Annotated in this window: 16 protein-coding genes; 3 read left to right on the top strand and 13 right to left on the bottom strand. The window is 64.4% G+C overall.

The window, feature by feature from the left end; all coding sequences use genetic code 11:
- Nucleotides 1-6 precede the first annotated feature (6 nt).
- The 11 genes from JQ627_RS16550 to JQ627_RS16500 form a co-directional block, all read right to left on the bottom strand.
- Nucleotides 7-918 (bottom strand): flagellin, encoded by a 912-nt coding sequence (locus tag JQ627_RS16550; protein ID WP_212485229.1) that lies wholly within the window; start codon nucleotides 916-918, stop codon nucleotides 7-9.
- 12 nt (nucleotides 919-930) lie between these two features.
- On the bottom strand, nucleotides 931-2,706 hold the full coding sequence (flgK, locus tag JQ627_RS16545) for a flagellar hook-associated protein FlgK (protein WP_212485228.1): 1,776 nt from the start codon (nucleotides 2,704-2,706) through the stop codon (nucleotides 931-933).
- 19 nt (nucleotides 2,707-2,725) lie between these two features.
- A complete protein-coding gene (locus JQ627_RS16540; RefSeq protein WP_212485227.1) occupies nucleotides 2,726-3,202 on the bottom strand; it encodes a flagellar protein FlgN in 477 nt (158 codons plus the stop codon).
- A 6-nt stretch (nucleotides 3,203-3,208) separates the two neighbouring features.
- Nucleotides 3,209-3,469 carry a hypothetical protein gene (locus JQ627_RS16535; RefSeq protein ID WP_212485226.1) on the bottom strand — a complete coding sequence of 87 codons (261 nt, stop codon included), beginning with the start codon at nucleotides 3,467-3,469 and terminating at the stop codon, nucleotides 3,209-3,211.
- 3 nt (nucleotides 3,470-3,472) lie between these two features.
- The gene (flgE, locus tag JQ627_RS16530) at nucleotides 3,473-4,738 is read right to left on the bottom strand and encodes a flagellar hook protein FlgE (RefSeq protein ID WP_212485225.1); all 1,266 of its coding nucleotides are present in this window, start codon (nucleotides 4,736-4,738) and stop codon (nucleotides 3,473-3,475) included.
- A 31-nt stretch (nucleotides 4,739-4,769) separates the two neighbouring features.
- Nucleotides 4,770-5,438: a flagellar hook assembly protein FlgD gene (locus tag JQ627_RS16525; RefSeq protein ID WP_212485224.1), complete on the bottom strand. Its 669-nt coding sequence runs from the start codon at nucleotides 5,436-5,438 to the stop codon at nucleotides 4,770-4,772.
- Between the two features lie 264 nt (nucleotides 5,439-5,702).
- On the bottom strand, nucleotides 5,703-5,975 hold the full coding sequence (locus JQ627_RS16520; RefSeq protein ID WP_212485223.1) for a hypothetical protein: 273 nt from the start codon (nucleotides 5,973-5,975) through the stop codon (nucleotides 5,703-5,705).
- 171 nt (nucleotides 5,976-6,146) lie between these two features.
- On the bottom strand, nucleotides 6,147-6,572 hold the full coding sequence (fliS, locus tag JQ627_RS16515) for a flagellar export chaperone FliS (RefSeq protein ID WP_212485222.1): 426 nt from the start codon (nucleotides 6,570-6,572) through the stop codon (nucleotides 6,147-6,149).
- Between the two features lie 2 nt (nucleotides 6,573-6,574).
- Complete coding sequence (gene fliD, locus JQ627_RS16510; RefSeq protein WP_212485221.1) at nucleotides 6,575-8,254, bottom strand: flagellar filament capping protein FliD; 1,680 nt, start codon at nucleotides 8,252-8,254, stop codon at nucleotides 6,575-6,577.
- A 61-nt stretch (nucleotides 8,255-8,315) separates the two neighbouring features.
- Nucleotides 8,316-9,140, bottom strand: a complete 825-nt coding sequence (locus JQ627_RS16505; RefSeq protein ID WP_212485220.1) for a flagellin — start codon at nucleotides 9,138-9,140, stop codon at nucleotides 8,316-8,318.
- Nucleotides 9,141-9,284: 144 nt separating this feature from the next.
- Nucleotides 9,285-9,983, bottom strand: a complete 699-nt coding sequence (locus tag JQ627_RS16500) for an RNA polymerase sigma factor (protein ID WP_212485219.1) — start codon at nucleotides 9,981-9,983, stop codon at nucleotides 9,285-9,287.
- A gap of 513 nt (nucleotides 9,984-10,496) precedes the next feature.
- Between JQ627_RS16500 and JQ627_RS16495 the strand changes: the two genes are divergently transcribed.
- Genes JQ627_RS16495 through JQ627_RS16485 form a run of 3 tightly spaced genes read left to right on the top strand, consistent with a single transcriptional unit; the run spans nucleotide 10,497 to nucleotide 14,840 of the window.
- Nucleotides 10,497-12,911: a hypothetical protein gene (locus JQ627_RS16495; RefSeq protein WP_212485218.1), complete on the top strand. Its 2,415-nt coding sequence runs from the start codon at nucleotides 10,497-10,499 to the stop codon at nucleotides 12,909-12,911.
- Nucleotides 12,912-12,971: 60 nt separating this feature from the next.
- Nucleotides 12,972-14,291, top strand: coding sequence for a hypothetical protein (locus tag JQ627_RS16490; protein ID WP_212485217.1), 1,320 nt, complete (start codon nucleotides 12,972-12,974; stop codon nucleotides 14,289-14,291).
- A 12-nt stretch (nucleotides 14,292-14,303) separates the two neighbouring features.
- Complete coding sequence (locus JQ627_RS16485; RefSeq protein WP_212485216.1) at nucleotides 14,304-14,840, top strand: hypothetical protein; 537 nt, start codon at nucleotides 14,304-14,306, stop codon at nucleotides 14,838-14,840.
- Between the two features lies 1 nt (nucleotide 14,841).
- On the opposite strand, the gene JQ627_RS16480 is transcribed toward JQ627_RS16485, so the two are convergent.
- Both JQ627_RS16480 and JQ627_RS16475 read right to left on the bottom strand, forming a co-directional pair.
- The gene (locus JQ627_RS16480; protein WP_212485215.1) at nucleotides 14,842-16,092 is read right to left on the bottom strand and encodes an acetyl-CoA hydrolase/transferase family protein; all 1,251 of its coding nucleotides are present in this window, start codon (nucleotides 16,090-16,092) and stop codon (nucleotides 14,842-14,844) included.
- A gap of 7 nt (nucleotides 16,093-16,099) precedes the next feature.
- The gene (locus JQ627_RS16475; RefSeq protein WP_212485214.1) at nucleotides 16,100-17,653 is read right to left on the bottom strand and encodes an AMP-binding protein; all 1,554 of its coding nucleotides are present in this window, start codon (nucleotides 17,651-17,653) and stop codon (nucleotides 16,100-16,102) included.
- Nucleotide 17,654 lies beyond the last annotated feature (1 nt).

The following is a 17,654-nucleotide window of genomic DNA, read 5'->3' as shown; positions in this document are numbered from 1 at the left end:
GCCGGCCTATTTCAGGTAGCTCGATAGGTTCAAACTCAGGATCTTGCCCAGCGCCGAATAGGATGCCGTGAGCTGCGTCTGGTAGGTCGAAAGTTGCGCCGTGACGGCTGCGACATCGACGCTGGTGAGATCGTTCGACAGCGTCTCGGCATAGCTTTTGTAGTCGGTCTGGCGGGCGCTCGCAGTCTCGATCGAGGACGCAGAACTCGACAGCTTCGCCTGCACCGCCGCGGTGTCGTCGAGCGCCGTGCTGGCGAGGTCCAGCGCGCTGGTTATGTCCGAGGACGACAGCGTGGTGCTGTTCGCCACGAACTTCAGGACACGCATCACTTCCTCGAACGCCGAATTGTCGGCGGTGACGCCGTAGGACACGGTTTCGTCCGCGGCGACCCGCACCGAGGCGATCTCGTCGTCGCCATTGTAGTAGCTGGTGTCCGCCGTGGTCGTCGAGCCAGCGCCGGACGAAAAGCTCGTGAGATCGACAGGAGCCGTGTCCGTCTTGCCGCCGGCGAACACGTATTGGCCGTCATACTGCGTGTTCATCAGCGAGCCCATCTGCTCCAGCATCTGCTGGGCGGAGCTGATGACCGAGTTCACCTCGGTCGAGCTTCCCGTCGAGGCCGCGCTGAGCTGGGAGCGCAGCTGCGTGAGGATGTCGGTCACCGAGCCGACCGCCGAATACATCACCTGGACCTTGCTGTCGGCGAGCGTCGCGGCATCGATATAGGACTGTGCGCGCGTTACGGAGACCTGGAGGTTGACGACATGCTGCGCGTCCGAGCCATAACCGCCGAAATCGGTCGAGACGACGCCCGAGGATTCCTGGATCTGCTTGTTGGCCATGACCGACTCCACGCGCATCGCGTCGGCGATCATCCTGTTCGACTGGGCGAAGGTGGCCACCCTCATCGCAACCATAGGGGTGCCCTCCTAGGTCGACTGCACGGCGGTGAGCAACGCCGAGTACATGGAGTTGATGGCCTGGATCAGCGCCGATGCCGCCGAATATTTGTTCTGGAGCGTGCTCAGATTGGCCGATTCCTCGTCGAGGTTGACGCCGGACTGCGACGACAGCGAATTCGCATAGGTCGACTGCGCGGTCTCCCTGGCGGTGTAATCGGTGGACGCCTGCGAGGCCTTGCTCGATACGTCGGACACGATGGCCGAGGCATAATCGGCCAGGGATCCGGTCGTTGCGGCAAGACCGCCGGTCGACGCAAACGACCTCGAGTCCGTCAGCGCATCGTAGAAGGCGTTGATCACGGTGGCGGAGCCCGACGATAGCACCGAGCTTCCGACCGTCAGGCTTGAGGACGAATCGAGCGTCGCGAGTTGGAGTTCATTGGCACCGGACAGAATCTTGCTGTTGACCGCGATGTCCGAGGCGCTGGTTCCCGTCACCAAATCATTGAGGCCGAAATACTCGGAAAAGCCCTCGCCCGAGCTCCCCACCGAGCTCGTCATCTCGTTGATGGCGACGCCGTTGCCGGAGCCGGTCGCCGTGATCGAGAGATGGCCGTCCGAATCGACCGAGGCCGACATTCCGGAAATGCCGTTGATGGCGGTGACGAGGTCGCCGACCGTGGAATAGGACGACAGATCGAGATCACTGTAGGAGACCAGATTGCCGCTCTGGTCGGTCACGGCGAGCCGCACGGTGCCGGTGGCGGACAGCGCGGTGCTGCTGGTGACGGCCGTCGTTCCGGTCAGGCTGGTCGGCGCCGGCACCGAGGACGCGCTGTTCGAGACACTGTTCATGGTGGACGCAAGCTGCTGGGCCAGCTGATCGAGCTGGGACTGCGCGTCCGGCAGCGTCTCGTCGCGGAGTGTGATGAGCGCACCGATGTCCCCGCCGGTGATCTGGGAGGTGATGTCCACCCCGTTCACCGTGATCGCGCTGAAACCGCTCGACGACGAGCCGGCGGTATAGGTCGTCGACGCCGTCACATTCGCCGCGGCGGTGTAGCTGATCGTGTGCGCGGAAGAATCGACCAGGGCCTGCCCGGATGTGGTGTAGACTTGGAGGTCACCGTTCGACGCCGTGAAATAGCTCACGTTCATCTTGGAGGCGAGGTCCTGGAGCGCGGTGTTACGCTGGTCCTCCAGGTCCGCGGTCGACTGGCCTGTCGCGGCCGTCTGCTTGATCTCGGCGTTGAGGTCCGCGATCTGCTTCAGATCCGCATTGACGTCGTCGATCGAGGACGAGATGTCCTGGTCGGCGTCCGACCGGAGCTTCTGGATCCCGCTCGAGGTCTCCCGCAACTGGCTTGCGACGTCATCCAGCGCACTGACGACATTGGATTGCAGCGAGGCGCTGCTCGGCGTGCTTGCCAGCGACGAGAGTGCCGATTCCAGCGAGGCGATGCTGTTGGCGAGCGACGTTCCGGACGAGGAATCGTCGCTGCTGCTGATCGAGCCATAGAGCTTCTGGAGCGACGTCAGATAGGTGTTGGTGGTGTCGGCCGCGCCGAGATCGGAATCCGCGCCGACCAACGACTTCAACAGCAGCTTGTCGACCGTCGAGGTGATGCCCGTCACCGTGACGCCGGTGCCGACGCCATTGGTGACGCTGCTCGACTGGCTCGCGGTCTTCTTGGTATAGCCTGTCGTGTCGGCGTTCGAGATGTTCGACGACGTCACGCTGATCTGCACGGACGTCGCCGACAGCCCGCTGAAAGCGATCGATCGTGCGATATCGAGCGACACGGCGGCTTCCCCCGTTCCGTCAGGCGCTACGGCTGGTGCCGCTGGAAACCGCGCGGGCGGCGGCGACGCGGCCGGACGCGCCATAGGGCGACACCGCCGCGATCTGCTCGCGGATCGCCTGCATGACCGCTTCGATCCGGCGGTTGCTGGCCTCGATCGCCGCGCGCAGGCGCACCAGATTCTCGTCCATCGCCACGCGCAGCCTCAGGATCCGCTCCAGAAGCTGCTCGCGCAGGATACGATCCCTGACGTTCAGGCTGGTCGTGCCCGCCGCGCACTCGGCAACGGTCCGTTCAAAAATCTCTGCCAGCTTGTTCTTCTCGTCGACCTGCTTCAGGCGCGAGGCCGGCAGGCCCTTGGCGAGCTCCGCATTCTCCTCGGCAACCAGCGCAGTCAGCGTGTCGATCAGCGTGATCAGCGACTTGATCCTCGCATCGCCGCTCGCAGCGATCGTCCTCGTGGCTTGGCTGTTGGCTTGGGCTACAGTCATGGTCATCGCCTTCTAGTTATGCCGTTTGCCGCGGCCGCCTTGCGAGTTGCGCAGATACGCGCCGATCGCGGTGGTCCTGACGGTCGCCTGCCTCATCTCGCCGTCGATCTCTGCGGCTTGCCGCACCAGACCGCGTCGTGTTGTTTCCACGTCATCGAGCAGCGCGAGCAATTGCTTCCGGTCGCCGCTCTTGACGTTCGCCGCCCGCGCCAGGAGCCGCCGCAGCCGGTGCAGCAGCGCCTCCCCGGCGGCGTTTGCCTTTTCGCCTGGCACCGCTCACCTCATCGCCGAGATCAGGGTGTCGTACATCTTGTTGACGGTGGAGATGACCTGGGACGCGGCGGAATAGGCCTGCTGCGCCGAGATCATGTTCGAGAACTGGCTGGAGGTGTCGGTGGTCGAGGATTCCAGCTCGCTGCCGTAAATGGTGCCCGCGCCGTTCTCACCGGAGCCTTGCAATGCGGCATTGCCCGACGTCACCGTTGCCGAATAGATTCCGTCGCTGGAGGCTGCAAGACCGTTCGGATCGGCGAAGGTCGCGACCGCGATCTTGTAGATCGCAATGGTCTGGCCGTTGGAATAGGTCGCGTCGACGACGCCGTCAGCGCCGATCGAGATGCTGGACAGCTTGCCGTAGGACAAGCCATCAGAGTCGATGCTGGTGACATTGACAGAGGGCGTCGTCTCACCAGAGGCATATTGCGTCAGGCCATCGGTGCCACCGACCGTGCCGAGGTCCATGGTGATGGTGCTGTCGGCCGCACCATCGGTCCAGCCGGTGATCGAGACGGTTGCCGGATCGGGACTGGTGCTGGCCAGCGAGCCGTCACTGTTGAAGGTGATGTCGATCGTGCCCGACGCCGCGCCTGTCGCGGTCGTGGTATCCGAAGAGGAGGTCGGATTGGCGAAGCTCGCGCTCCAGGTGTTGGTGCCGGTCTTGGTCCAGGTGACCTGCATCGAGTTCGCCGCGCCCAGCGAATCGTAGACCGTCATCGAGCTGGTGTAGGTGTCGCCGGTCGCGGCGTCCGACGGCAGATTGGCGGCGATCGTGGTCTTGGTGGTCGCACTGCCGCTGGTCGAGGCGACCTGGGTGTTGATGGCTTCGAGGTTGCTCGCCGATTCGTTGCCGACGACATTGCCGTCCGCGTCGGTGCGCCATCCCTCCAGATAATAGCCGTTATTCTGGAGATAGCCGGCATTGTCGGTGGTGAAGGCGCCGTTGCGGGTGTAGGCGACGGTGCCGCCCGACTTGGCGTCGGTCACCACGAAGAAACCCGAGCCCTGGATCGCAACGTCGGTGGCGTTGGAAGTCGCGGCCAGCAGGCCCTGCTGGGTGATGTTGGCGCGGCCCGAGACGGTGACGCCGCCGGAGGCATAGGACGTCGTGTTGCTGGACGCGGTGACGAGCGCATCGAACATCGCCGACGTCGTCTTGTAGCCGGTCGTATCGGAGTTGGCGATGTTGTCGCTGATCATCGACAAGGACTGGCTTTGGGCGCTGAGCGCCGAGATCGCCGAGGACAATGCACCGGTGAGACTCATGATGAAACTCCGAGGAAATCAGAACGTGAAATCAGGACGTGACGCCGAGGATGTTGGCGGCGCTGACAGCAACGCCGTTCACCGTGAGCGAGGGCGTCGAAGTCGAGGTGTCGATGCCGGTCACCGTGCCGGTGACGGTCGTGTAGTTGAGCACCGAGCTGCCGGCGGAATTCGTCGCGGTCACCGAGATGGTGTATTTGCCGCCGTCGGCGAGCTGGTTGCCGCTGGAATCCTTGCCGTCCCAGGTGAAGCTGTTGGAGCCGGAATTTCCCGTGCCGGTGCCGGTCCACACGGTGTTGCCCGAGGAATCCTGGATGCTGATCGAGACGTTCGACGCGGCCGAGGACAGCGAGTAGCCGTAGGTCGCCGAGCCGTTGCTCAAGGTCGCCGTATCGGACTTCGCCTCGACGGTGTGGCCGATATAGTTCACCGAGTTGAGCGTCACGAGGCTCGAGAACGAGCTCGCCAGCGACGACATGTTGGAGTTGATCGACTCCTGCTGCGTGAAATTGGCGTAGGAGGTAAGCTGATTGATGAAGTCGGTCGTCGAGGTCGCGTTCAGCGGATCCTGGTTCTGAAGCTCGCTGACGAGCAGACTCAGGAAATCGCTTGAGGTGAGCGATGACGAGGACGACGTGCTCGATGACGACGACGTCGTGGTGGTCGCAGTCGTTGCAGAACTCGCGGCGGAAACGGTCATCAGAAACTCCGGCTTTCCCGCACTGCCGGCGACATGATGTCGGTCGGCGGCGCTTGAAATCTGTGCTGATGAAACGGGTGGCCGCGCGGATTCAGGCGGCGATTCACGCGCGCGAAAACGGCTTTCGACACGGCAAAATCTGCCGTGTGCGCGTGTCAGAAGAGGAATGATGTCGAGCTAATCTTCAGCCGCGATGGCACTGCGCTCCCTCGCCCCGCAAGCGGGGCGAGCTGAAGATAGCGGAGACTTGTTCGAGAGAGCCGTTCAGCTCCCCGCCGTCTCGCCCTCGGTGCGAGGCTCGGCGGTGTCGCCCTTCATTTTCGCAGCAGCGGCGGCGATGCGGTCGGCGAGGCCTTTGGGGGCGCGGACCGGGGGCGCGGCAAGCGCCTGGCGCAAGACGCGCGCCTCTTCGAGCAGCGCCTGCGCGGCAGACGATCGCGCCATCAGCTCTTCGGCGGGCGAACGCCGATCGTCGGGCCAGAGGGAGAGATCCTCGCCCAGCCGATCGATCAGTTCTTCAAACTCGGTGAGGTCCATCGCCCGCCGGTTCCGCCTCGGTCCGGCCCGTCATAAAGCATTGCAGGCGCGGCGGAAACCGGATTCGAGCGGACCCGGCCGCCAAAAGCGCCCGCAGCACTACGGAAAGTGTGCGAAACCATGGCCCGGATGATCGCCGGAGTTCTCCCGGGATCAGGGCGCCCGCGCTTTTCAGCCCGCCCGAGCCGAATCGGCCAGCACGGGCTTGCCGCCCCGCACGGTTGCATCGACGGACTCCCAAGCCTCCCGCAGTTCGGTCACCCCGGCGATGATCCGCCGAAAACTCTCGCGGGCATGCGGCCGGCCATAGGCCTTGAGGCTCGCCAGGATCAAGGCGTTGTAGGTCTGGAACATCCGTTCCGCCACCGCGCCACCCCTGGTAAAATCGAGATTATGGCTGAGCCCGCGGAGGATCGCTGTCGCCTTCATCAGATATTCGTGCCCCTCCTCGAAGCGGCGCGCCTCCTGCGCGGCGATCGACTTCTGAAGGAACGTGATCGCGCCGCCAAGCAGCATCGAGACCGCCTTGAGCGGCGGCACGGTCGTCGCCGTTCCCCGATAGGCCTGGTTGGCCATGTACGCCATCGCATTATTCATCGTCAGTCACTCGAGCTGGAATTGAGCAGGGCCTTGAGGTAATCGAGCGTGCTGTTGGCACTCTCGATCGCCGCCTGGTATTTCGCGTATTGCGTCTGGAGCTGCGACTGCAGCGTCGACGCCGCGCTATTGATGTCGTCGACCTTCCGCTGAAGATCGTCGTCGCGCGTCGTCAGGCTGGTGATCTGCGTTTGCAGCGCGCCGCTCGACGACGAGTAGTTCTTCGCGATCTGATAGATCTGCGAGGCAATGCCCGTGGTCGAGGTCACCGTGATCGACTGCGAGGTCGAGCCGCTATAGGTGAAGGCCATGCCGGCATAGATCGAGCCGGAAGCGCCGATGATCGTGGTGCCGCTGACCGTGAACAGCGAGGAGTCGCCGCCAACCGATGCCGAGCTCAGGTTGCCGTCGGCATCGACCGTCAGATCCAGGGTGAAGGATTGCGGCGACGTGCCGGTGTTGACGACGCTGAGCTGGCTCGACGACGTCGTGGTCTGCGCCGACAACAGCGTGGTCACGCCGCTCAGGTTCGTGCTCAGGATGTCCGACAGCGTGCTGGTGTCGAGCTCGAGCTCGTTGTTCTCGTTAAAGGACAGGCCGAGATCGGCCATGGTCATGCCGCCCACGGTGCTGTTCAGGGCATTTTGAAGCGCATCCATGATGTTGCGCATGGTTCCGTCGCCGAACAGGACCGCGCTGGAATCCGCCGTGCCGTCGGTCGTGGTCGCCTGCTGGGCGACGACCTCGTCGCGAAAGGCATTGTAGTTGGTGACGAACGTCTCCACCGCCGATTCGATCTGGCTGGTGTCGGTCTCGATGCTGATGTTCAACGACGTTCCGTCCGGCGTCGCTTGCAACAGGCTGAACGTGACACCGCTCAGGACGTCGGAGATGTCATTGGTGTCGCGGGTCATCGAGATGCCGTCGAGCGCGAACTCGGCCGATTGCGCCTGCTGGATGACGTTGGCGAAGCTCCCCGAGCTGTCGGTCACGCCCAGCTCGTTCATGATGTCGTCGCCCGACGTGCTGGAATACGTGATGTCCGCTGCGTCCTCGGTGCCAGTCAGCACCATCTGGTACGACGTGCTGGAGACCTGCACGATCGAGGCCTGGACGTTGGTCGTCGAGGTCTGGGCATTGATGGCATCGACAACATCCTGGAGCGACATCGTGCTGGTGACGGTGATGTCGGATGTGCTGCCACCCTCGAGACCAATGGAAAACGTGCCGGAGTAGCCGAGCTCGTCGGTCTGGCTCGATTGCGAGGTGCCGGAAATCTTGTTTGCAGTGGCGAGCTGGCTGATCGTCAGCGTGTGGTCGCCGATCGCGGCACCGCTCTTGATCGTCATGGAGAGCGCCGAGGAGGCGCTCACATCGCCGGTCGAGCTGATGCTCGCCGAGCGCGTGGCAAATGCGCTGGTGGACAACGAGTTGACCACCGCGGTCGAAAGCGACGCCAGCCCCGAATACAGCGTCTTCAGGTCGCTCTGCAGTGTCTGATAGGCCGTGATCTTGGCCTCGTTGTTCGTGATCGTGGTCGAGATCGTGTCCGCCTGCGCGGTCTTCGCGTCCACCGCGGCCTGGATCAGCGCGGACCAATCGATACTGCTCGAATTGGTCGTCCCGCTCGTGGTGACAGAGACGCCCGAACTTGTGCTGCTGGTCGAACTGACGCTGGTCACTTTGCCTGGCTATCCCTGGTAGGAAGCGGGCCGGCGTCATGCCGGCCCGCTTTGATCATCATCAGCCCAGCAGCTTGAGCAGGTACTGGGGCATCTGGTTCGCCGCGGCCAGCGCCGACACGGCGGCCTGGGTCTTCACTTCCGCGGAGGAGAGCTTGGACTGCTCGGCCGCGATGTCGACGTCCTTGATGGCCGAGTTCGCGGATTGCAGGTTCTGGGTCTGGGTCGAGATCGAATCGGCGCTGAAATTGAAGCGCGATTCCTGGGCGCCGATGCTGGCGCGGGCGGCCGAGACCGTATCGATTGCGGTATCGAGCGTATCCAGTGCCGAGGTCGCATCCGACAGCGAGCTGACGTCGAGCGAGGACACGCCGAGCGAGGACGCCGTGAGGCTCGTCAGGGTGATCGTGATGGTGTCCGAGCCGGAGGAGCCGACCAGGACCGACACGCCAGACGAGAACACGCTGGTGCCGTCGAGCAGGCTCTGGCTGGAGTAGCGCGTGCCGGACGCGATCGAATCGATTTCGCTCGTGAGCTGCGTGAATTCCGAGTTGATGTAGGCGCGGCTGGAATCGGTCGTGGTGCCCGAGGCGGATTCGGAGGCCAGCGACTTCATGCGGGCGAGAATGTCGGAGATGTTCGAGGCGCCGCCGTCGGCGGTCTGCAGGATCGCGGTCGCCTGCGAGGCGTTGGTCGCGGCCTGCTGCAGCGTGGTGACGTCCGAGGAGATGCGGGTCGAGATCGCGAGACCGGCGGCGTCGTCGGAGGCGGACGTGATGCGCGAGCCGCTCGACAGCTTCGAGAGCGAGCTGGTTTCCTGCGAGGAGTTGATGTTGAGGTAGCGGACCGCGGCGTTGGCGGCGGTGTTGGTGTTAATTGCGGGCATTGAAGGCTCCTGTGCTGATGGGCATGGCGTGCCGCATCGTGAAAATCGACTTACGACGACGCGGACCGCAGCCCCGTCCGTTCGCTCAAACGGCGGAGTGCAAGGAGATCAGGCGCGAAAATTTTCGCGAGGCCAATTTTATGGTTAGTAATCGGTAAACGCGGTGCGGATGTCGCGTTCGTGCTTGCGCAGCAGCTGGCGAAGCTGCTGGCGGCCGCGCTTGAGCAGCGACTCCACGGCTGCGACCGTGGTGTCCATCACCTGGGCGATCTCGCCGTTGCTCATGTTCTCGTGGTAAGAGAAGATCACCGCGATACGCTGCTGCTCGGGCAGGCGCTGCATCGCGAGCTCCAGCATGTCGTTCAGCTCGTTGCGCTCGATGATCTCGACGGCGCCGGGCTGACCGTCGGCGACCTCAGGCACGGCCTCGACATTCTCGTTGCGCGGCTTGCGGCGCAGATCGATGCAGCGGTTGGAGATGACGCGGTAGAGCCAGGTCGAGAATTTGGCGCGGCCGTGCTGCCAGCGACCGCGATGACTCCAGATCTTGAGCATGGTGTCCTGCACCACGTCCTCGGCGTCCGCCGCGTTGCCGACGATGCGCAGCGCGATTGCGTAGGCGCGATCGATGTGGCGTTCGACCAGCGCGCGGAACGCAACTTCGTCGCCGGCTGCGAGCCTGTCGAGAAGCTCACTGTCCTCGTCGTAGACGATTTCGGCGGCAACGGGCGCGCTGTCCGGCGCGAGCGGCACGGACGGCGTCAGCGGCACGATCGCATCGACCGGCGCCGTCGTCGTGATCCCGGCTTCGGCGGGAGCCCAGACATCAGCAGCGTAACTCATCCCGCAACCTCCAACCCGCAACGCCGGCGGCGCACATGCCACACGGCTTCCAGGCGTTGAACGCGGGGCCAAAACAATCCGGGCGAAGAATTTTTGTTATTTTTCAAGATGTTAGCCGGTATCTTTTGCCGAGTATCGGGCAATAATTGCCGACTTCGCGCATCGCGCGCGCATCACATCTGCAATCATCACATCGTCTCGCGCCATGGCGGATCATCCATCCTGAACAGATGTACTCGGGAGAAAACGCTGACATTACGCGGCACTAGGTGATCGAACACGACACACGCATCGCACGCGAAGCAGCGATTGTTTCCGAGTGTAAATGAACGCGAGACGACTTCCGCACTCGGCAATTTTTTCCGAATCACCTTTTTCGAACCTAGCGATTTTTTTGAATCTGTCAGTCGCGACGAATGCGATTTTGAATCGCGCGTGAACTTTTTTCGCATTTGTGACGCCTGACTCCACGCATCCGCACGTTAATCGTCATGGTGGACGGGGAATTACCACATGAAGATCGCAACGGCCGATGCGAGGCACTGCGCGCAAATTGTTTCTGCTTGGTCGTTCGATGTTTTCGATACGTTTCTGCTTCGCGCCTGCACCACGCCAGATGGCGTATTTGAAAGGACTTACGAGCTTTCCGGCATTTCAAGAACTTATCCGAATGTTTCCGCCAGTTTCGTTCAGCATCGAATCCAGGCCGAATCGCATGCGCGCCGAATCGCGAAGGAGAAGCGCGACGCCGGCGAAGTACATATCGAAGAGATCTATTCCTGTTTTCCATTCAAGCTGTTCGGCCTCACGCGCAGCCATTTGAGCGATCTGGTCGAATCGGAGTTTTCGGCGGAGCTCGAGCTGTGCCGCGCCAACCCCGACATGATCCGGCAATATCTGGACATGAAGCGCGCCGGCCATCGCGTCGGATTCATCTCCGACACGTACTGGGATTCGGGCCGGCTGGCGCGACTGCTGCGAGCCTGCCGTCCCGGGCTGACCTGGGACTTCCTCTACGCGTCCTGCGACCATGGCAGCAGCAAGAGCGAGACGCTGTTTGCGACATATCTGTCGGAACAGGGCGTGGACGCGAATTCCTCCATTCACGTCGGCGACAACGAGACGGCCGACATCAAGGGCGCAAAGCGCCACGGCATCCGGCCGCGCTATTATCCGCAGGCGCCCGCGCAATTGGCCTCAAGGTTTCAGCGCGAGGCGGCGCTGTTCGAACTGTTGTGTGCCGGCGCGCCGTCGCGGCTTGATCATGGTGCGCGAACGCTACGGCGCATGGTCGCGGCCCGCAGTGCCGAGAAATCTCCAGCCTTCCATTTGGGGCTGACCGTACTCGGCCCGGTCATGGGCGCATTCGACGCCTTCATCGCCAGGCGTTGCGAAGAGGTGTCCGGCCCCGGCCGAAAGGTCGCGCTCGGCTTCCTCGGCCGTGACGGCTTTCTGGCGCACCGGATCTGGCAGGACCTGCACGGCATGGGTTCGGCCTATCTCGAGATCAACCGCCGCGTCAGCCTGATTGCCTCGGCCGACACGATGCAGCCGATCGTCGATCTCCTCGGTAAAGTCCTCAAGATTGACGCGCCGACCTTCCACGACATCGTGAAGACGATGCCACCGAGGGTCGCCACGTTCTTCGCCGGCTTGCCCGATGGAATTGCCACAGGGGAGGCGCTGGCCGAGGCACTTCCGGAGTTGATCGATCCGGCGGAAATCGTCGAGCTTGCCGCCGGCCTGCGCACCCGGCTGCTCACTTATCTTCGCCACGTCATCCCCGGCTTCGACGACTGTACCGACCTCGTGCTCGCCGATCTCGGTTATTCCGGCAGTGTGCAGAAGGCGCTGCGCCAAATCTTCGACCTCGAAGGCGTCAAGATCCGTCTCCACGGCGCCTATCTGATGTCGCTCGACGATGCCTTCGACGACATCGCCGAGGAAGACAGCGCGGAAGGATTGATCTCCGACCTCGTGGTCACGCCGCATGTCAAACGCATGTTGATCCGCAACGTCGCGCTGCTGGAGCAGATCTGCTGCTCGGCCGACGGGTCGGTGCGCGACTATGACGGCGACCAGGTGCTGCGCGAGATCAATCCACGCCCCGAAAGCCAGATCGCGCTGGCCGCCGAGATCCAGGCTGGCGCCCTCGCCTTTGCCGAAAGCTGCGAAGACGTCGCGCTCGACCTTGGCCTCAGGCCCTATGCCGTGGCCGGGATCGCCGCGCGCTGGTGCACGGCGACATTGGCGCGTCTCTTGCTGCTGCCCGACGATGACGAGCTCGCAGTGCTCGGCGAATTGAAGCATGACGTCAATCTCGGCACGCATGCACTGGCGCCGATGCTCGACGGCGATTTCATCCGCCGGCAGATCACCGCACGCGGCCTTTCGGCTGCCTGCGCGTCGGCCGCGCCGCCGATGTGGCTTGCGGGCAGCTTCGCGCGCCTCTCGCCGTCTCACGCCTATCTCTACACGCTGTTCGGCGCCAACCGCCTGCCCGCCGATGTCTTCGAGGAGAGCCCCTCGGGTCCGGTCCAGGTCGGGTTATTCCGCGCCAGCGGCGACGCGACGCTCGAGACGGTCACCGTCCATCGCACCGGCCTTGGCGAGTTGCGCGTGCGTATTCCGGTCTCGCGCGCGATGGGCATTGCCATGATCGCGCTGCCGCTGCCGAAATTCGCCGCCGAAGGCCTGCTGCATGGCGTAACCATCCAGACCGCCGACGACCTCCGCGACGCCGCCGAGAGCCAGGACGTGCTCGGCATCGCGGCTGAATGTCTGGTCTATGCCCGGATTCAGAGGAACGGCGACCACTATCGCGCCGAGACCGAGGACGGCTGCCTGCTGATCCCGGCCGCGCCAATGACGCACGACATCGCGATCTACTCCGTCGCAATCACACCGCTCGGTTCCAATCCCAAATAGTTCGCCTGATCGCGCCACTCGGGACGTTGAAGTCCAAGGGCTGGGACCGGGGGTACCGAATTGACGGACGGGACGCACGAAAATCTCGATCGACTGCTGCAATCCGGCGGTATCAGGCTCGGCCGGCCCCAGCGCGACCGCCTGGACCGGCTGGTCGGCGAGTACGGCGCGCCGACGCTTGACGAGCGGCCGGACAGCCGGCGGGACGGCGTCATCATCCTCAACGAGCCGCTAAGCGGCGCGGCGGCCGAGCTGTTTTACCGCTCGTTCACGCCCAGCTGCGCCGTTGTCATCCCCAGGAGCGAGAATCCCGGCTTCGACTTCCTCAAGTCCAAGCTGACCGAATTCGGCACCGTCGGCCCCTGCGGCGCGGACGGCCCGCACGAGCTGTGGTGGGGCGGCATCGGCTGGTCGAAGCTCCTCACCGCCGCCGATAAGTCCACGGTTGGTCCGCGGGTCGTCTCCTGCTACCCGCGCGGTGGCGACCCGATCGCCGCATTCGCGCTCCGGCACTCGCTCGAGCGGTTCGACCTCGCCTGCCATATCGAGCCGATCGATACCCAGCTCGACGACCGCGTGCTCTGCTTCGAGAAGGCCGAGTTCATGGTGCGGATGTGGAACAAATTTCGCGAGCCGCTGCTCTTCGTCGAAGCCGGCGCGACCTTGCGCGAAGCGCCGCTGCTGCCGTCGTTCCTCGGCTGCGACGTCGCGCTCCACAAGTGGAATCGCTGGGAGATGTCGGCGCGCACGCTCTATCTCGGCCGCACCGAGCGTGCCGAGATGCTGCTGCGTGCCTGGCAGCAGCTTGCCGCGTCCTATCCTGCGATCTGGGAGGGCTATCTGCTCGACCAGGCCTGGAGCCTGACCTCGTCGCAAGTGCCGCTCGATACCGTGTGGCTGCCAAGGTCCTATCACGCGCTGAAGGGCGATCTCGGTGCGATGCGCGCCACGATCCTGCATGACCGGCAGACGACGACGATGGAGCTCGGGCCCGATCCGGCCTTTGCAAGCATCGTGCGCTCCGCCCGCCGTGCCGGCCGCACCGGCGCCCGCGATGCCTTCATGGTCATGACCGCGAAGCCCGAGACCGCCAACGGCGTTGCCGTGATCCTGCGCGACATCTCGGCCAGCGACGCGGGCGCGGTTGCCGCGACGGTGGAAGCTGTGACCGGCGCCTACGCCGCCGATTGCGGCGGATATGGCCGGCTCGAGCTGTCGCTCTGCGCCTGGCAGGAAGACGTCGGCGCAGCGCGCGATGCCGCAGCACTGGCGCGCTACCGTATCCTGGAGATCGCGCCGGGGCAGCGCATCGCCAACGACTTCTTCGCCCACCACGCGGCCGACGATGCGGTCATGACCGCCCGACATCTCTTTCCCTGACGGACACCATCGATGCTCAAGACCATCATCCTGCTCACCGACACCGTGCAACAGCAGCAGCCGCTGGCCAATCTGCTCCGCGAGCACAATCGCGACCTCGCCTTCTGCTCGGCGCTGCGCGCATCGGACCTCGGCGCAATCGACCCCGACGTGCTGAGCGAGGCGCGGCTGGTGTCCTTTGCCGCGGACGTTGCCGTCTCCGAAAAGTTCCTGCTCCAGCTCGGCTATGGTGCCTACAAGTTCTACGCCGCACCGACGCAATATCCCGGTCTGCCGCCGGCGCCCGACGAGAGCGATGACGATCCGCGCTGCTACTCCGTGATCGCGCAGTCGATGACGATCTGGCCCGATTTCAAGAAAGTGGTCGGCCTCGAAACCGTGACGGTCCCTGATGGTACCGTTCCTGCCGAGCGCGAGCGGCTGGTGTTCTCCCGCCTCGCGCATTTATTCTGGCAGATGTCGGGCATGATCGCCGGCGAGGCGACGGATCTCCCTGCTATCATCGGGTCCGGCGAGAGCCAGCGTCCGACGCTCGCAATGATGAACTGAGCTAGCCCGCGGAGCCGCGGAGCCGTGCCGACAGCGCCTCGCGGTGCCCGGGCGCCGCGATCGCGATCATGCGCCGCGCGCGCTCGGCAAGGCCGCAGCCGCGCAGCTCCGCGATACCCCATTCGGTAACGATGGCATCGACATCGGCGCGCGGCGTCGTCACGGTCTCCACATTGGCGACAATGCGGCTGGTTCCGTCGGACGCCGTCGCCGGCAGCGCGATGATCGCCCTGCCCCCGGGCGACGCATTGGCCCCGCGCACGAAATCGAGCTGTCCGCCGATCGCTCCGATCGCTATGCCATTCAGCGTTTCGGAGTTCACGCTGCCATCGAGCCCGACCTGAAGCGCCGAGTTGATCGCGACCAACCGGTGGATCCGTGCCAGTACGTTCTGACCATGCGTATATGACGTCGGCCGCACCGCGACCGCCTTGTTCTCGTGCACGAAGCGGTAGAGCCGCCTTGTCCCGATCACCTGATTGGTGACGGAGATACCGGCGTCGATGCCCTTCTCCGCATTCGTCACCGCGCCGCGCGCGATGAGACCGACGACGGCGTCGTTGATCAGGCCGGAATGGATGCCGAGATTGCGAACATGGGACAGGGAGGACAGGATCGCGTCTGGAATGCGTCCCACGCCGAACTGAAGCGTGCTGCCGTCGGAAATCAGGCCCGCCGCATGCGCCGCAATGCGCCGCGAAACCTCGTCGAGCGGCGGCGAGGCCAATTCAACCGGCGGGCGGCGAGCCGCCACGCGCACATGGATCGTTACGTCCACCGGCCATTCCGCCCCGAACGTGAAGGGCGCGTCGGGATTGATCTCGGCGATGACGAGGCGTGCGCCGCGCGCGGCATCAATGACATAGTCGTTGGAGAGGCTGGCACTCAGCCGCCCGTCACCGGCTTCGGCGAGTTGCACCAGAACGACATCGGCCTTGTGGCGGCGTGCGGCGAAGTCGGCACAGAAGGCGCTGTAATTGCTTGGGATCACGTCGAGCCGCCCGGCCTTGGCCAGCCGCCGCGTATTGCCGATCACGCCATAGCTCTGGAACGAGACGTTGGGCGGGCAAGCGGCGGAGAACGTGTCAGAGAACGCAGGCCCGACCATCATGCGGAAGGGCGGCAGATCTGCCGCCTGCGCCATCAGCGCCTCGGTGAGGGTGACCGGCTCCGCCGTCGCCTGCCCGCACACGACGAGATCGCCATCGCGGATCAAGCCGGAGAAATCGATCGGCGGCGCGTCCCCGGACATCGCCACCTCAGTCCATCTGGGTGAGACGCGCGGAGGACTCCGCCAGCAGCGTGCGCAACTCCGTCTTCACGATCTTGCCGTAGCTGTTCTTCGGCAGCTCGCCGGTGACGTAATAATGCTTCGGCCGCTTGAAGCGTGCGATCCAGGCATTGCACATCTGGTCGAGTTCGTCCCGCGTCACCGCCCTGCCCTCGGCGGGAACCACGATGGCCACCACCTCCTCACCCCATTCCGGATGCGGCCGGCCGATGACCGAGACTTCGGCGACGGCCTCATGCCGTAGCAGCACCTCCTCGACCTCGCGCGGATAGATGTTGGTGCCGCCGGAGATGATGACGTCCTTGGAGCGGTCCTTCAGCGTGAGGAAGCCCTCCGCATCGAAGGCGCCCATGTCGCCGGTGTAGAGCCAGCCGTCGCGCAGCGTGTTCGCGGTGGCGTCCGGGTTCTGCCAGTAGCCGGACATGACGGTATCGCCGCGCACGACGATCTCGCCGACCTCACCGGGTGCAACCTCCCGCCCCGCTTCGTCCACGGTACGCACCTGCACCACGCCCTGTGCAATGCCCACTGATGCGAGGCGCTCCTCGTGGCGCGGATGGCCGGCGTCGACATGCATGGACTTCGGCAAACAGGTGATGGTCATCGGCGTCTCGCCCTGACCATAGATCTGCGCGAGTTTGGGCCCGAACGCGGCGAGCGCCGCCTTGCAATCGGCGACATACATCGGACCGCCGCCATAGATGATGGTCTTCAACCCCGGCGCGGTGGCACCCGCCGTCACTGCCGCCACTGTGAGGCGCCGCACCATGGTCGGCGCGGCGAAGAAGGAGACGCCGTCGCGCTTTGCCGTCAGCTCGAGAATCTCGTCCGGCTCGAAGCGGCCGCTTTCCGGAATGATCTGCGCTCCCATGCCGAGCACATGCGGCACCATGTAGAGGCCGGAGCCGTGCGACATCGGCGCGGCGTGCAGCAGCGCCTCACCGGGGACGACCGGATTGATCTCGGCGAGATAGTTCAGCGACATCGCAAGCAGATTGCGATGGCTCAGCACCGCGCCCTTGGGCCGACCGGTGGTGCCGCTGGTGTAGAAGATCCAGGCGGGATCGGTGATCGCGACATCGGCGATGGCGATCCCATCGGCCTTCTCCAGGCCGCGATGCTCGGCCGAGCCGACCTCGACGACACGAGGCTTGGTCGCGCCGAGCGCCAGCGCTTCCGACGCGACGCTCGCCATGTCCTCGGTCACGAAGACGACGGTCGCGCCGGAGTTCTCCAGAATGAACGCAACTTCGCGCGGATGCAGCTTTGCATTGATGGGAACGGCGACCAGCCCGGCATGCCAGCAGGCATAGAGGCAGGCGACATAATCAGGCACGTTCTTCATCAGCAGTGCGACGCGGTCGCCCTTTGCGAGGCCAAAACGCCGCCGCAAAGATGCAGCGAGCGACGCAACCGTCGTGGCGAGCCGGCCGTAGTCGGCGACCGGCGTCAACCCCTTGAGCAGCGCCGGCGCCGATGCGTCGGCCTTGGCAGCGCGCAGCAGATGGTGAGCGAGGTTCATG

The sequence above is a fragment of the Bradyrhizobium liaoningense genome (genome assembly GCF_018130785.1).
Taxonomy (GTDB): domain Bacteria; phylum Pseudomonadota; class Alphaproteobacteria; order Rhizobiales; family Xanthobacteraceae; genus Bradyrhizobium; species Bradyrhizobium liaoningense_A.
The sequence above is the reverse complement of the archived record's forward strand: the minus strand, read 5'-3'. Positions and strand labels throughout refer to the sequence as shown.